Origin of the sequence: Anaerostipes hadrus ATCC 29173 = JCM 17467 (assembly GCF_030296915.1) — a bacterium.
Taxonomy (GTDB): Bacteria; Bacillota; Clostridia; order Lachnospirales; family Lachnospiraceae; genus Anaerostipes; species Anaerostipes hadrus.
Genome location: NZ_AP028031.1, coordinates 2,430,001 through 2,444,314 on the forward strand (window position 1 = coordinate 2,430,001; position 14,314 = coordinate 2,444,314).

General features: G+C 36.6%; 16 protein-coding genes (1 of these 16 cut by a window edge). 1 reads left to right on the plus strand and 15 read right to left on the minus strand.

What is annotated here, in order from left to right; genetic code table 11:
- The 6 genes in view from tsaD to QUE18_RS11785 are tightly spaced (at most 10 nt apart) and all read right to left on the minus strand, a layout consistent with a single transcriptional unit that may run on beyond the window.
- Positions 1-182, minus strand: the beginning of a protein-coding gene (tsaD, locus tag QUE18_RS11760; protein ID WP_009202748.1) for a tRNA (adenosine(37)-N6)-threonylcarbamoyltransferase complex transferase subunit TsaD. Its footprint begins 847 nt before the window's first position; the window shows 182 of its 1,029 coding nt (coding positions 1-182); its start codon is at positions 180-182; its stop codon lies beyond the left edge, outside the window.
- Between the two features lie 9 nt (positions 183-191).
- Positions 192-1,106: a ribonuclease Z gene (locus QUE18_RS11765; protein WP_009202747.1), complete on the minus strand. Its 915-nt coding sequence runs from the start codon at positions 1,104-1,106 to the stop codon at positions 192-194.
- 10 nt (positions 1,107-1,116) lie between these two features.
- On the minus strand, positions 1,117-1,851 hold the full coding sequence (gene rimI, locus QUE18_RS11770; protein WP_009202746.1) for a ribosomal protein S18-alanine N-acetyltransferase: 735 nt from the start codon (positions 1,849-1,851) through the stop codon (positions 1,117-1,119).
- A complete protein-coding gene (gene tsaB / locus QUE18_RS11775; RefSeq protein ID WP_008391734.1) occupies positions 1,838-2,548 on the minus strand; it encodes a tRNA (adenosine(37)-N6)-threonylcarbamoyltransferase complex dimerization subunit type 1 TsaB in 711 nt (236 codons plus the stop codon). The genes rimI and tsaB overlap by 14 nt, the downstream gene beginning before the upstream one ends.
- Positions 2,549-2,974, minus strand: coding sequence for a tRNA (adenosine(37)-N6)-threonylcarbamoyltransferase complex ATPase subunit type 1 TsaE (gene tsaE / locus QUE18_RS11780; RefSeq protein ID WP_008391733.1), 426 nt, complete (start codon positions 2,972-2,974; stop codon positions 2,549-2,551).
- 3 nt (positions 2,975-2,977) lie between these two features.
- Positions 2,978-3,589, minus strand: coding sequence for a YcxB family protein (locus QUE18_RS11785; protein ID WP_009202745.1), 612 nt, complete (start codon positions 3,587-3,589; stop codon positions 2,978-2,980).
- Positions 3,590-3,711: 122 nt separating this feature from the next.
- On the opposite strand from QUE18_RS11785, the gene QUE18_RS11790 reads away from it, so the two are divergent.
- Positions 3,712-4,254, plus strand: a complete 543-nt coding sequence (locus tag QUE18_RS11790; RefSeq protein WP_009202743.1) for a stage V sporulation T C-terminal domain-containing protein — start codon at positions 3,712-3,714, stop codon at positions 4,252-4,254.
- Between the two features lie 96 nt (positions 4,255-4,350).
- On the opposite strand, the gene QUE18_RS11795 is transcribed toward QUE18_RS11790, so the two are convergent.
- From QUE18_RS11795 to QUE18_RS11835, 9 genes are all read right to left on the minus strand, one after another.
- On the minus strand, positions 4,351-4,674 hold the full coding sequence (locus tag QUE18_RS11795) for a PTS fructose-like transporter subunit IIB (protein ID WP_009202742.1): 324 nt from the start codon (positions 4,672-4,674) through the stop codon (positions 4,351-4,353).
- A 42-nt stretch (positions 4,675-4,716) separates the two neighbouring features.
- On the minus strand, positions 4,717-5,799 hold the full coding sequence (locus tag QUE18_RS11800; protein WP_009202741.1) for a PTS fructose transporter subunit EIIC: 1,083 nt from the start codon (positions 5,797-5,799) through the stop codon (positions 4,717-4,719).
- A gap of 23 nt (positions 5,800-5,822) precedes the next feature.
- Positions 5,823-6,263, minus strand: coding sequence for a PTS sugar transporter subunit IIA (locus QUE18_RS11805; RefSeq protein WP_009202740.1), 441 nt, complete (start codon positions 6,261-6,263; stop codon positions 5,823-5,825).
- A gap of 290 nt (positions 6,264-6,553) precedes the next feature.
- Positions 6,554-7,231 carry a fructose-6-phosphate aldolase gene (locus QUE18_RS11810; protein WP_009202739.1) on the minus strand — a complete coding sequence of 226 codons (678 nt, stop codon included), beginning with the start codon at positions 7,229-7,231 and terminating at the stop codon, positions 6,554-6,556.
- A 28-nt stretch (positions 7,232-7,259) separates the two neighbouring features.
- A complete protein-coding gene (locus QUE18_RS11815) occupies positions 7,260-8,189 on the minus strand; it encodes a glycyl-radical enzyme activating protein (protein ID WP_009202738.1) in 930 nt (309 codons plus the stop codon).
- Positions 8,176-10,530 (minus strand): glycyl radical protein, encoded by a 2,355-nt coding sequence (locus tag QUE18_RS11820; protein WP_009202737.1) that lies wholly within the window; start codon positions 10,528-10,530, stop codon positions 8,176-8,178. Before QUE18_RS11820 ends, QUE18_RS11815 begins: the two co-directional genes overlap by 14 nt.
- A 155-nt stretch (positions 10,531-10,685) precedes the next feature.
- Positions 10,686-11,453 carry a DeoR/GlpR family DNA-binding transcription regulator gene (locus tag QUE18_RS11825; RefSeq protein WP_009202736.1) on the minus strand — a complete coding sequence of 256 codons (768 nt, stop codon included), beginning with the start codon at positions 11,451-11,453 and terminating at the stop codon, positions 10,686-10,688.
- Positions 11,454-11,509: 56 nt separating this feature from the next.
- The gene (locus QUE18_RS11830) at positions 11,510-13,501 is read right to left on the minus strand and encodes a BglG family transcription antiterminator (protein WP_009202735.1); all 1,992 of its coding nucleotides are present in this window, start codon (positions 13,499-13,501) and stop codon (positions 11,510-11,512) included.
- Between the two features lie 188 nt (positions 13,502-13,689).
- The gene (locus tag QUE18_RS11835; RefSeq protein WP_009202734.1) at positions 13,690-14,301 is read right to left on the minus strand and encodes a class I SAM-dependent methyltransferase; all 612 of its coding nucleotides are present in this window, start codon (positions 14,299-14,301) and stop codon (positions 13,690-13,692) included.
- Positions 14,302-14,314 lie beyond the last annotated feature (13 nt).

The following is a 14,314-nucleotide window of genomic DNA, read 5'->3' on the forward strand; positions in this document are numbered from 1 at the left end:
AAGTTCACTTTCTCTACATGTTTTCTTGAGGCAATCTCAGGGACAACACCGCCATATAGCTTATGCAGTTCGATCTGAGATGAAATGATATTGGATTTTACACATCTTCCATCCTCTACAACTGCTGCCGCTGTCTCATCGCAGGAAGATTCGATTGCCAGAATCTTAATCTTATCGCTCATCGTATTCTCCTATTCTTCCTGAAAATCTAAAGTTATCGTCTTACCGTCTTTTCCAGCTTTTGCTCTAGGGAAAATCGACTTCACTTTCCCCATAAATTCTTCTGCCCGGACTAATGACGGACTATAATGAGTTAACCACATCTGTTTTACATCTGCTTCTTTTGCAAGATGCGCAGCTTCGTAAAATGTCATGTGTTTATATTCTCTTGCTTTCTTTTCTTTTCCTTCTTCTCCATACATTCCTTCACAAATAAATAAATCTGCATTCTTTGCGTGTTCAGAAATTGTCTGGACTGGTCTTGTATCCGTACAATATGTCAATTTAATTCCAGATCTAGGACTTCCTAAGATCATATCACTTGTAAGTACACGACCATCTTCACTTGTCACAGTTTCTCCCTTTTGAAGCCTGTTCCAGTATTTCATTGGGATGTCATTTTCCTTTGCCTTTACAGGATCAAACTTCCCAGCTCTTGGGATGATCATATTATAGCCATAACAAGGCACATTATGTTTTACATAGAAAGCTTCTATTTTATAGCCATCCATCTCAATAACGTGCTCTTTCTCATTTAATTCATAAAATTCGATTGGAAATGGAAGTTCTGGTGCGATCACGCGCAGTGAATTCACAACCCTTTCTACGCCTTTTGGTCCTATGATCAAAAGAGGTTCTGTTCGTTCTGCATTTCCAAGTGTTAAAAGAAGTCCTGGAAGTCCACTGATATGATCTGCATGAAAATGTGTAAAACAGATCGCATCTAATGGTTTAACACTCCAGCCCCTCTCTTTAATTCCTACCTGTGTTCCCTCCCCGCAGTCGATCAACAGACTATGCCCGTTGAATCTTGTCATACATGCGGTCAACTTTCTATATGGAAGCGGCATCATTCCACCGGTTCCAAGTAAACATACATCTAACATAAATCACCTTTTATGATAATATCTCACTCTTCTCTGTTACCTTTGGAGAAATCTCAAATTGTTTTACGATACGATCGTAACATCTCTCACAAATCTTAAATTCATGAATCTGCGTATCTTTGTTTGAGAAATACCCCCATTCTTTTTTAACTTCTATATAATCTGTTTTATTGTTTAATAACTGTCCACATGCATTACATTTCATCTCATTCTCCTCCTTACGCTCATCATTATAAACGGGCGTTTCTGAAGAATCCAGTGGAAATGATTGGTCATCTGTTGAAATTTCACAAAACATTAAGATCGCATCCTCGATTGGATCCTTATAATACTTTGCTCTGCGTCCATATTCTTCAAATCCATTCTTTAAATAAAACTGATACGCTGCTTCGTTTGATTCTCTGACCTCCAAATAGATCGTGTCTACCCCTATCTCCTGATACCTTCGTCTGAACTCATGAAACAACAATGTGCCAATTCCCATTTTCCTTATAAATGGAATCATTGCGATCCTATGTAATTCTGCCTGATCTAACACATGCTCAGCAATTATATATCCACTAATACGATTTCTGTCTCTCCATACATAAATATCACTAGTTTTACGATAATAGAAAGACTCAATACTATCGAAACTCCATGGTCTGTGAAAAGAAAGTTTTTCTATCTCTGCGATCATCGGAAGATCTTCTGGAAGTGCTTTCCTCACATGCCATTCTCTGGCTGTTATACTACTTTTGTCCATGAAGCCTCTCTTCTCTCTCTCGTTCAGCCTGAGATTTTCTTAAATATTCTGGCACAAATTCGTCTGCACTTTCATAAATTCCCTGTGCAAAATATACTTGTGCTAACGTTCCGACTGCTGCTGCTCTCTGGCGGTTTGCATGTGCTGGAGCAAAAATTGCCAGATCACCCATCTTCTCTAAGATTTCTTCTTTATATACTGGTACGCCATCCCCAAGGAATACAACTGGTTCATTGTATTCCCTCAACTGTATCAAAGTATCTTCTACACTCTGGGCACATTGTTCCTTTAAGACTTTCATTTCACTGCCTTCAAATCGGTAAAATCCTGTATACACTTGTTTTCTTCTGGCATCCATCATTGGACAAATGATCATGGACGTTCCAAATAACTGATATGCAAGCCCATCTACAGTTGGCACAGGAATGATCGGTTTATCCAGTGCCAGCCCTAATCCTTTGGCTGTTGCTGCACCAATGCGAAGTCCCGTAAAAGAACCTGGTCCTTTTGCTACCGCAACCGCATCAATATCTTCTATCTCAAAGGATGTTCTCTTGATTACTTCATCTAACATCGGAAGTAACGTCTGAGAATGTGTTAATTTATTTCCAGTCGTATACTCTGCGATCAACTGATCATCTTCGATCAATGCCACAGAAGCTACCAGACCAGAGCTGTCCAGTACTAATAATTTCATCTATTGTTCCTCCATTTCAATCTCTCGATAGTCAAATCCTTTTTCTAAATCTTTACGGATCGTAATCTTTTGATAATGATCTGGCAGAATCTCCTCGATCAGATTTGCCCATTCGATCAGACAGACTCCTTCTCCATAAACATAATCCTCATATCCGATCTCGTCCATCTCTTCAATATCACCAATACGATAAACATCAAAATGATATAGTGGAAGCCTTCCCTCTTCATATTCTCTTACGATCGTAAAAGTCGGACTCTGAATTGGTTCTGTGATACCAAGTCCATCTGCCAACCCTTTTGTAAATACAGTCTTACCAACCCCAAGATCTCCATATAAACAGATCACCTGTCCAGGCTGTGCCTCCTGTCCGATCTTCTTTCCGATCTCATACGTATCTTCTGCACAAAAACTTTGTACGATCATTTTCTATTCTTCTCCTTCTGAATTCTCTTGAACTTCTGATTCCGATACTTCTGTCTCTTCCCGCTCAGTTTCTGTAGATGCCTTGGAATATTTTGAAATATCTCCTCCATCTGTCTGTGTCTGAACAGCCTTCTTTCTTGCTTCTTTGATGTGTTCTTTCATATAATCTAACATCTTTTCTCTGTCATCACCAAGTTCATAATCTGGAAACACAAATGCCTGCTGTTTTCCTGTATACAATAATGTCAGCCCCATAAAATGTGTGATCTTATAAACTCTGTTCCACTCAATCGTCGCACTTTCTTCTCCTAGCTCTACAAAAATACCATCATCTCGTAAAGTGTAGTACGTTGGATTCTTGTATACTGGATTCTCAATTGCCTGTTTCTTTGCTTTTACATATATCATCAGTGGATTAATGACAACAAATAATGCAATAACAACTACACCAAAAATAATATTCGTCTGTCCTTCTGGCTGACCGATTCCGTGGACGATCATATATGCTCCGACTCCCAGCATAAAAATCGTCAAAATCGCCTGTACTCCGGAATACGTGTATGCTAATGAAAATTTAAAAATATCTTTCGCTTTTAATTGTGTATGAAATTTCATCTTGATTCTCCTTACCTTTTCTCTGTTAATGAAATATTATACCATAATCCGGGTATAAAACCAATGATTTTACAAATACTACAAGCATACACGAAAACCAATGAATATGGAGGATCTTAAGAATGAAAGCTACAGGTATTATACGAAGAATTGATGACCTTGGCCGGATCGTTATACCAAAAGAAATACGAAAAACCATGCATATCAGAGAAAGCGATCCTTTGGAGATATTTACAGAGAGGGACGGCGATATCATTTTAAAGAAATATTCCCCGATCGGTGAACTAGGAAACAGTGCGCAGCTATATGCAGAATCGATCGCTACTCAGATTCCACATACGATCTGTATTTGTGATCAAGACTGTGTGATCGCTGCTGCCGGACCAAATGCCAAAAAACTAATTGGAAAATTATTAGATGAAAAAGCTGAAGAAGCTTTGATAGATCGAAAACATATATTGATGGACCGTGAAAAAGAAGATTTCTTTCCTCTGATCTTGGACTTTCCAGAGGTATTTCGCTATGTGTGTCTTTCTACGATCATTGCAGAAAGTGAAGCCGTTGGATTTGTATGTATTCTTTCTATTGAAGATAAATTAGATGATCAGGAGTTTAAAATTGCCAAAATCGCTTCTGATTTTCTAGGAAAACAATTAGAAACATAATATAAAGATTATTTTATTTTGCAAACAGAAAAAGTGAAATGCATCCGCCGAATTTGACCGTGCATTTCACTTTTTCATTTGATCTTCAAATGATCATTATCTATTATTTTTGGCATTTAAAGTTGCTTCTAGTTTTTCTACGATGGCATCTGCTTTTTTTACTGCATCACTGATTGCAATTCTTGCTTTTGGAAGATCTCCGAATTTTTCTTCATTTTTGATTGGCATATCTTTTGTTAAGATAACGATATCTGCATCTTTTACATCATCTGCTGTAATCTCGTTTTCAATTCCGATAGATCCCTGAGTTTCTACTTTTACTTCGATTCCTCTTTCTCTGCATGCTTTTTCAATTGCTTCTGCTGCCATATATGTGTGTGCCACTCCTGATGGACACGCTGTTACTGCTAAAAATTTCATAACTCTATCTCCTTTGCTTCATTTATTGTTCTATATGATTTCTTAAAATTCAAGATCGATTTCTACATCGTCGTCATCACTTTCTGATGGCTGCTCTGTTTCTGAAACATCTTTCTTTAATAATTTACATAATACGACATGAACTGCAACACCTGCTGCTATTGCTAATACATATCCAATACGATTTGTACATACTGGTAATACGATCAATCCTCCCCATGAAGCTGCACATCCTGCACCTACCAAGTAAGAAATTGTTGCTGCAACTGCTGAACTGATCATGTTGATCGGAATCATATGTAATGGGTCAGCGGCTGCGTAAGAGATTGCTCCTTCTGTAATTCCAACACATCCTAAGATGATAGATGAAACTCCAGCTCCTCTTTCTTCTTCTGTGAATTTCTTCTTTAATAATAGAGAAGATAATCCTGATCCCATTGGTGGGATTGCAATTGCGATCGCTGCGGCTGCTGCATAATCATAAGCTCCAGCTCCGATTGCTACTGCCATCATACTATATGCTACTTTATTTACTGGACCTCCAAGGTCAAATGCGATCATACATCCAACGATGATACCTAATACTACTTTTGATCCATCACTCATATGTGTTAACCAGGTTGTTAATCCTGTATTAACTGCTGCTAAAGGACCTCCAAGTACACATACCATCAATCCACCTGTAACAAGTAATCCAAGAATCGGAATGATGATGATAGATTTTAATGACTGTACAGATTTAGGTAATGGTAATTTCTTTAAGTAGTAACATACGATACCTGCTACAAGACCTGTTACGATACCTCCAAGGAAACCAGCTCCAACCTGTGATGATAAGTAACCGCCTAATAAACCAGGTGCAAATCCAGGTCTGTCTGCGATTGACATTGCGATGAATGCTGAGAATACTGCTACCATTAATGTTAATCCAGAAGCACCGATCGTCCATAACTGTGCTGCAAATCCTGAATCTGGAACGGATGCTGATCCTCCATTGATCATCATAGAGATTGCGCAAAGAATTCCTCCACCTACTACAACTGGAATCATATAAGATACACCATTCATCAAATGTGCTCTTGTATTTTTCAAGATTCCAATTAATTCATTTTCTTGTTTTTCCATATTTGTTCTCCTTTTCTATATATTTAAAACTCTTTTAAAATATCAACAATTTCTTCTTTTGTTGTTGCCTGTAACATCTGATCTCTGAATGAATCATAGACAAGATTTCTGAACAATTTTGATAAGATCTCCAAATGTCTGTCTCCCTGTCCTGGAGATGGTACTGCAATCTGGAAGATCATACTAACTTCTTCATCATCCCATTTGATTGGATGTTTTAATCTGGCAAATGCTAAAGATGGTTCTTTTACACTTGTTGATTTTGCATGTGGTGTTGCTGTTTCAAATCCGATCGCTGTTGATGAAGATTCTTCTCTTGCAAGAACGTCTGCCATATATTTGTCTTTATCTTCAAGTCTTCCATCCTTATCCATTGCATCAGTAAGTTTCTCAATAATTTCCTGTTTTGTTTCTGCTTCTAGATCAAATAAAATGATGTCATTTGCGATTAGTTCTTTACTCATTTTATCCCCTTTCTTATTACTTTTTCATTTGTTTGATATTATTTTATCTCGTTTTTTATTGTTTTTCAATATGTGCTTTATTTAAGTTTTGCAGTTGTTCAACTGCAAATTTCCTATATCAATCCTTTTAAAATTCTGTTTTTGCAGTTGTGTAACCGCAATTATCAAATAACCATTCTCCTAATCTTCTCTTAAAGCTTATCCAAGCAAAAAAAAGAAGACTGTCGAATATTATTCTCGACAATCTTCTTTCTCGTTTTTATTATTTTTATTATTTTGAAACCCTGATGTTAGCAGTTTTCCATTGTCTTTCCTTTACCGCATAGACCTTCAAAATCACTTGTAAATGCTTCAACCGCGCTTGTTACAGATGCATTCTTGATCAATCCTTCGATAACATCTGGAGCGATTGTGGCTGCACCGATTCCGTATTCACATAATTCTAATACCTGCTGAGAGTTTTTGAAGCTTGCTGCAAGTACTTCTGTCTTTAATCCATTATTTTTGAAGATATCATGGATTTTCTTTGCTGCTTCGACACCATTTGCTCCTAAGTTATCAATTCTGTTTACATATGGTGCTGCATAATCTGCTCCTGCTTTTCCTGCAAGATATGCCTGCATTGGTGTGTAAATTGCTGTTGCTGTAATTTTAATTCCTTCTTTTGATAAAGCTTTCATAGCTTTTAAGCCTTCTCTTGTTGTTGGAACTTTTACATATGTATTCTGTCCTAATTTTTCGCAGATTACCTTTGCTTCACGAACCATATCTTCTGCTTTTTTAGATACAACCTGCACGTGAAGATCTGCATCTGCTCCGATAATCTCTCTGATCTCTCCTAATACTTCATATGGATGCTTTTTTGCTTTTGCTAAGATTGAAGGATTTGTTGTTACCCCTTCTACTGGGAAGAATTCGTATAAGTTTTTGATTGCTTCTACATTTGCATCATCGATAATAAATTTCATAGTTTTACTCCTTATATATATTCATTTTTTATGATTCAATAATAATATTTTCTAATCCACCTTCGACTGCCCAGCTTTTAAATTCCTGCATCTGTTCTTTTGTGTATAGTTTTGGATTTTCTTCAAAACAATATTCTCTATCTACCAAGTGATATTTTGCTTCTGCCAGTGGATTGTAGTTTAAGATCTCATAGGAAACATACTGATAGATCCCATTTAAATATTTTGCAATTCCCTTGATGTTATCTTTTGTTGCGGTCATTCCTGGAATCATCGGTGTTCTTATGATGACCTTGTCTCTATTTGATGTCTCTAATAAGTATCTGATATTATCCTTGATCTTTTGATTTGAAACTCCAGTGTAATGCATATGATCTTTCTCTGTTACTAATTTAAAGTCTGCAAAAATCCGGTCTAAATATGGAAGGATCTCTTTGATCACTTCCTGATCTGCATATAAGGATGTCTCGATCGCGGTATGGATTCCTTCTTTTTTGCATGCTTTTAACAGCTCTTTTGTAAACTTCCACTGTAATAACGGTTCCCCTCCTGAGATCGTAACCCCTCCATTTCCATAACGATAGAATGATTTATCTTTACGGATCTCTTCCATAACCATTTCTACGCTCATCTCTCTGGAATCCATGGCAATTGCTCCCGTTGGACACCAATCAATGATGGTATTCCAGTTTTCATTTCTGTTTGGATGAATGTGTATCTGGTCATTTTCCATCGTAACGCCCTGATTTTTTGATTTTGCAATACACGTCTTACAATGTATGCAGCGGTTTTCAAAATAAATTGGTCTTTTGCGGATTGAAATTCCTTCTGGATTCTGACACCAGACACATTTTAACGGACATCCTTTTAAAAATACTGTGGTACGGATTCCGTCTCCATCATGCGTTGAAAATCTGCGAATATCAAATACTTTTCCTGTCATCTTAAATATCTCCATAACTTGTTCTTGCGATGATCTCATTTTGCAGTTCATCAGCAAGCTCTGTAAAGTAGGCTGTGTAACCCGCAACTCTGACGGTCAATCCGCGGTATTGCTCTGGATTCTTCTTTGCTGCGAGCAAGTCTTCTTTTCTTACTACGTTAAACTGGATATGTGGAATCTCAAGATCTACAAATGTTCTTAAGAAATTTGCAAACTTATCAATTCCTGTCTCTGTCTTGAAAAATTCAGGAAGGAATTTCATATTTAATAATCCGCCATTGGTTGTAAGTGTCTTATCTAGTTTGGATACGGATTTTAATACGGCTGTTGGTCCTTTGATATCTCTTCCGTAAACAGGTGACATTCCTCCATCTGCTAATGGTTCCTTCGCATATCTTCCATCTGGAGTTGCGCCTACATTTTCACCCATTGGCACATGGGCTGATACGGTATACATTCCTGTATGATATGGACCTTTTCGATAGTTTTTAAATGTTCTTAATCGATTCTTGAAGTAATCTGCCCATTTTGTTCCCTGTTTGTCAACTTCATCGATGTCATTTCCGTACTTCGGAACCTTATTAACGCACATTGCTCTTAAGATTTCATATCCTTCAAAATTGTTCTTTAATGCATCAAGCATTTCTTTTTGTGTGCACTTTTTTTCATCATACACCAGCTGCTTGATTGCGACAAGACTGTCTGCAAGATTTGCAACCTGAATCATCTGAATTCCGGATAAATTGTATTTTGCACCGCCTGCTGTGACATCCATTCCATTTTCCATACAGTTTTCAATGGATGCTGATAAGAATGGAGATGGCAAAAGATCAATATGAGCTTTCTCTACTTCTTCGCATGCAAGAAGCATCTTATCCATGAAATAATCAATTTGTTTCTTGAATGCTGCTTCCAACTCTTCAAATGTCTCGTACGTTTCAAGGTTTCCATAATCTGGTGCGATCTTTTCTCCGGTTAAGAGACAGATTCCTCCTGTCAATGCCACTTCTAATGCTTTATTTAAGTTAAACATTGCAGAATCACTCCATCCAAGGTTATTTCCCTGCGTTGTTAATTCCACGCATCCAACGATCGCATAATCTCTTGCATCTTTTTCTTCGATTCCTAATTCCTGAATGGATGGAATGACTGCCTTGTCATTGAAGAACTGTGGCATTCCGCTTCCTTTGGCTACGACTCTGACTGCTTCTTTTAATAATTCGTCCGACGTTCCTTCGTGAAGTCTTACGGAAAGGTTTGGTTGTGGAAGTCCTAAATGTTTCTGAGCTTCTAAGAACAAGAATGATAAATCATTATATGTATCATTTCCATTCTCATCCTGACCGCCGATCGCAATATTAAATCCAATCGGGAATCCTGCAAAATATTTTGCTCCGTGAGAGTTTCTCATATATACGATCTCATTAAATTTCAACCATAAACATTCGATGATCTCTAACGCCTGCTGTTTATCTAAGTTTCCTTCTTTGATATCTTTTTCATAATAAGCTTCTAAATGTCTGTCTAATCTTCCTGGTGAAAATGAAGATGCATTGGATTCCATCTGTAAAATTACAAACAAGAACCATGTAGACTGTACTGCTTCATGAAATGTCTGTACTGGACGTTCAGAAATATTCTTACAGTTTTGAGCTACTTTGATCATGGTTTGTTTTCTTGTTTCATCTAATTCATTTTCTGCCATGTCCATGATCAGGTCATGATAACGGACCATAAAGTGTTTCGCTCCTTCCATGACGATCTTAACACTTTCATAGAAGTCTTTCTGTCCTTCTTTACATATCTTTAGTTTTTCTTCTGCTTGATCAAGTAGTCCCTGCGGTCCCATCTTCAACCATTTGACACAATCTGGACAGATATGTCCTTGTGCGTGGTCTTTCTGGTTGATCTTTACAACTTTGGCGATCTCGTTGATCTCTTTTCCATATCTCTGATTCAGGACATCTTCTAAGGATTTTCCTTCCCAGTATGGTTTGATGACCTTACGGAATGTCTCAATATCTTCTTGATGTACATTGAAACGGTCCTGTGGTCTTGTTGGGAGTGTTTCAAATTCTTTATCTACCCATGTGCTACCACTCTCTGGAAATACAACTCCATAACGAACTCCGGCTGTACGATTTCCAACGATCAGTTCTTCAGGTTCTACACGAATCTCCATCTGCTCTAAGGCTGCTTTTAATGATTTTGCTCTCTGTATGATCTTTGGATCATCTTCATTCTCCTGATATGTTTTTGTAATGATCAGTGCCTGCTCAATTGATGCGTATCTTGGCTCTGATAACATTTTATCTTTTAAATCTTTGATTCGCTGTGTCTGATATAATCCATCCATAGAATTTGTCCTTTCTATTGTTTTTCGCTTTTATTATCGTTTTTTATTATTATATATTGTTTTTTATTGTTATTCAAGATGTTTTTCTGTTTTTTCTTAAAATTAACCCAAAAAAGAGCAAAGAATAAAAAATAATTCTTCGCTCCCGTAGTTCTTTATATGATTTTCGTCTGATATGTTTCTAATTTATCCTGAATCTCTTTGGATAATCCATCCTCACAGATTACTCCATCTACATCATCAAATGTTGCATATACATAATTTGCTTTAAAATCAAATTTGTGACTTTCCATCATAAGATAACACTTACTGCTCTTCTTGACAGCATTATGCTTCATAATTCCATCTTCAGGAACATAGGTCATGATCGCATTATCATAAAGATTTGCTCCTACAACTCCCATAAAAGAAATATCAAATCGGAAATTTTCCATCATCTGCAACACAAGTTCCCCTAAAAATCCGTTCTGAGAACGATTAAATTCTCCTCCAAGAAGAATAAATTTTACATTCTTTGTTGCTGTAAATACTTCTGCAATATCAAGCATGCAGCTTACAACTGTAACTTCTAATCTGCGTTCTATGATTTCTCGTGCCAATTCGATATTCGTTGTGGATGTGTCAAGAAAGATCATATCTCCATCGTGAATTAATTCCGCTGCTTTCTTTGCGATCATTCTTTTTTCTTTTATATTTTTATCTTTTCTTATTGATACAATATTAGTATGCCCCGGATGCAAAGTATCTGGAAGAACCGCTCCCCCATATGTTCGTTTTAAAAGATTCTTTGCTTCCATACTCGCTAAATCTTTTCGAATACAGTCTTCTGTAACCTCAAATCGTTTGCTTAACTCTTTGACTTTTACTTTTTCATATTCATTTAACAGACGTAAGATTTCCTGATGTCGTTCTTCTACAAACATTTATGTCTATCCTCCTATCATAATATGGTTATTATACCATTTTTTATGTAAAATATCTATTCTTCTGTTTCATTCATACTGTTCATGATCACATTCATGATTTCTTCCTCTGTTTCTGCTTTTCTGATCAGATATGTTGTATTTTTCTCCATTGTCATTTCATAAAATGAGGAGAAAAATGCCCTTGTTGACTGAATATCTTCAAAATTAAGTGCCAGCAAAAAGACGATATCCACACAACCATCCTGCCATTCAGTTCTTTGTGCACATTTCATGACAACAACTGCTGGTTTTATTACCAGATTCGCCATTCCGTGTGGCAGTGCAACCCCGCCTCCGAGAACGGAGGCACTGATTTCTTCTCTTTTTAATACATCTTCATAAAATCCTTGTTTGACATATCCATTTTTATATAATAGATCACATCCTTTTTTGAGAATCTCCTCTTTACTCATAACTTCTTTTTCTACCAGAATAAATTCTTTTTTGATCAGACTACTAATCGTATATTCTTGGTTATGATTTTTCTTTGTCTCTTTCATCTGATGGCATTTTTTCTGAATCCGGTAGACATCTTGCTGGCTGACGATCGGTGTTGTATACGTAACATATGGATGTGGAATCTTTAATTTTGAAATTGTTGTTATTACAAGATCATATTGATCTTCATCGATCAGATGTGCCGAATTTGCCGGAAGTACAGATGTTACATTAATTTCTGGAATCTTATCTTCTACTTTTCTTGCCAAAATCTGGCCCATTCCCATTCCACCACTTCCTACAATGGCTGTATTAATATTTCTTTTCTTCTCCTCCATCGCACCTTCAAATAAAACTGCCATATATGCAATATCATCTTCTGATGGGAACTGTCCGATCAATTTCTCATATACCTGGCTAGAAGTAAAGCATGCAGAAAAAATTGCTGGATATCGCTGTTTGATTTCGTCAAGAAACGGGTTATGGATCTGAAATCCAAATCTTACTCTTACAAGGGAACTGTTTAAAAATAATGCTACACTTGTCTTTAGCAGCATATCTTCTTTAAAGTTTTTACCAACAATAGATGAGATATAATCAATCACATCCTCTGTTACATCCTGAATATGGATTTCTTTATCTAATAAAAATTTCTTATTTACAATACGGCTGCTGTTTTGGACTTCCACTGCTAACAATAAAATATACAGATATAATCCTTCTCTTGGATCAATGTTCATCTTAAATTCATGATTTAAATAATTAATCAGATAATCTGCCCACTCTGTGATTTCATCTACAAGCCCTAGACGGTTGATCATATTTTCTTCTAAATAGCATTCCTTCTTTAATCGTTTAATCTGATTGCAGATATATTCAACCGCCATACAAAACGTATAATCATTCATTTGCGAAGCAATTTTTCTTTCCAGTCTCTGTACACAATAAATCACCTTATCAACATTTTTTTTACGATACTGTATCACCAGTCTTCCATAAAACTCTGGTTCGATCCGATAATCCGCAAATGTTTCATCCGTAATCCTGTCTTCCTTTTCCATTACTATTTTTCTATTTTCTCTTACAAGAACTCTTCTTAGATCAAACTCTTTTCCTTTAATCTCAATTCCTCTCCCTGTTGTCTGATAAATTTTGATATGATCTGCTTCCAGACTCTGGTTTGCTTTTTCAATATCTGTCCGGATCGTTGCTTTTGAAACGAAGAGTTCATCTGCGAATAATGCTGCTGTATATGGTTCTTTACTTTCGATCAATGTTCGGATAATATAACTGATCCTGTATTCTCTCGTCTCAATACATAGATTTTTCTCTGGAAATTCCTGTTCAAGTTCTTCTTTATGCACTCCTAACCTCAAACAGATTCCTTTTCCTCGTTTTCGGATCAGATGATAATTTCTTTCTTCACAATACTGAGCTACTTCATTCATATATGAACTTACGCTTCTTTCTGAAACGTTTAGCATTTTTGCAATCTGTGCATTGGTAATAAATTTGTCATCTTGATGAACTAAAATCTTTATAATTTCTGAAGCATACTTTGACAGCATATGTAACTCTCCGTTTCTGTTTTTTGTTTATCATCTATTGTTTATTATTGTTATTTATTATTTTATATTATCTTTACCAATTGTCAAGTCAAATAAGAAAAGACAAAAAATAGAACATATAGTTTATTTCCATACGCTCTATCTCACATTTCATATTAAATTTTTGAATTCAACAAACTTGGATCTGGCTATTTCGTTGCAACAATACTTATCCAATGATTTTTTGCATTTGAATACGTTTTGATCTCTGTAAAACCCGCTTCTTTCAAAGCGGCAACAAGTTGTTTAGATGTGTAAATCTTCATACCATTGATCATCTTTGTCCATTTTTCATCTGCGGCATTCGTTCCGTCACTCTCGTTACAAATCAGGAATATGCCTTCGCTTTTCAGCACACGGTTGACCTCGGAAAAGCATTTTACTAATCCTGGCCAAAAGTAAACTGTTTCGAAGGCAGAAACATAATCAAAAGACTCGTCAGAAAAGGGTATAGCAGATACATCTCCTTGAACTACATTACATTTCCCTTGTTTAATGGCGAGGGCGTTCAATTTTTGAGATTCTGCCACACTAACCTCAGAATAATCCATTCCTGTCACGTGGCCATTTCTACATCTATCAAGCCAGACCGCAATATTTGCTCCGCCGCCACAGCCGACGTCCAGAACTTCAGCATCAGACTTCGCGGAGATATTTGAGAATCCCCATTGCGATAATTTGGCGTGACCGCTGTTCATCATCTTCGTCATCAATTTTCCGCCGAAGCCTTGTGGCTTACGGGTATTTTCAAAAAATTTCATTACAGAATTCCTC

What these genes read in the sequence shown, in the direction of transcription:
- QUE18_RS11765 (WP_009202747.1), bottom strand. Translation starts at nt 1,106, where the DNA reads ATGTTAGATGTATGTTTACTTGGAACCGGTGGAATGATGCCGCTTCCA.
- rimI (WP_009202746.1), bottom strand. Translation starts at nt 1,851, where the DNA reads ATGGACAAAAGTAGTATAACAGCCAGAGAATGGCATGTGAGGAAAGCA.
- tsaB (WP_008391734.1), bottom strand. Translation starts at nt 2,548, where the DNA reads ATGAAATTATTAGTACTGGACAGCTCTGGTCTGGTAGCTTCTGTGGCA.
- tsaE (WP_008391733.1), bottom strand. Translation starts at nt 2,974, where the DNA reads ATGATCGTACAAAGTTTTTGTGCAGAAGATACGTATGAGATCGGAAAG.
- QUE18_RS11785 (WP_009202745.1), bottom strand. Translation starts at nt 3,589, where the DNA reads ATGAAATTTCATACACAATTAAAAGCGAAAGATATTTTTAAATTTTCA.
- QUE18_RS11790 (WP_009202743.1), top strand. Translation starts at nt 3,712, where the DNA reads ATGAAAGCTACAGGTATTATACGAAGAATTGATGACCTTGGCCGGATC.
- QUE18_RS11795 (WP_009202742.1), bottom strand. Translation starts at nt 4,674, where the DNA reads ATGAAATTTTTAGCAGTAACAGCGTGTCCATCAGGAGTGGCACACACA.
- QUE18_RS11800 (WP_009202741.1), bottom strand. Translation starts at nt 5,799, where the DNA reads ATGGAAAAACAAGAAAATGAATTAATTGGAATCTTGAAAAATACAAGA.
- QUE18_RS11805 (WP_009202740.1), bottom strand. Translation starts at nt 6,263, where the DNA reads ATGAGTAAAGAACTAATCGCAAATGACATCATTTTATTTGATCTAGAA.
- QUE18_RS11810 (WP_009202739.1), bottom strand. Translation starts at nt 7,231, where the DNA reads ATGAAATTTATTATCGATGATGCAAATGTAGAAGCAATCAAAAACTTA.
- QUE18_RS11815 (WP_009202738.1), bottom strand. Translation starts at nt 8,189, where the DNA reads ATGGAGATATTTAAGATGACAGGAAAAGTATTTGATATTCGCAGATTT.
- QUE18_RS11820 (WP_009202737.1), bottom strand. Translation starts at nt 10,530, where the DNA reads ATGGATGGATTATATCAGACACAGCGAATCAAAGATTTAAAAGATAAA.
- QUE18_RS11825 (WP_009202736.1), bottom strand. Translation starts at nt 11,453, where the DNA reads ATGTTTGTAGAAGAACGACATCAGGAAATCTTACGTCTGTTAAATGAA.
- QUE18_RS11830 (WP_009202735.1), bottom strand. Translation starts at nt 13,501, where the DNA reads ATGCTGTCAAAGTATGCTTCAGAAATTATAAAGATTTTAGTTCATCAA.
- QUE18_RS11835 (WP_009202734.1), bottom strand. Translation starts at nt 14,301, where the DNA reads ATGAAATTTTTTGAAAATACCCGTAAGCCACAAGGCTTCGGCGGAAAA.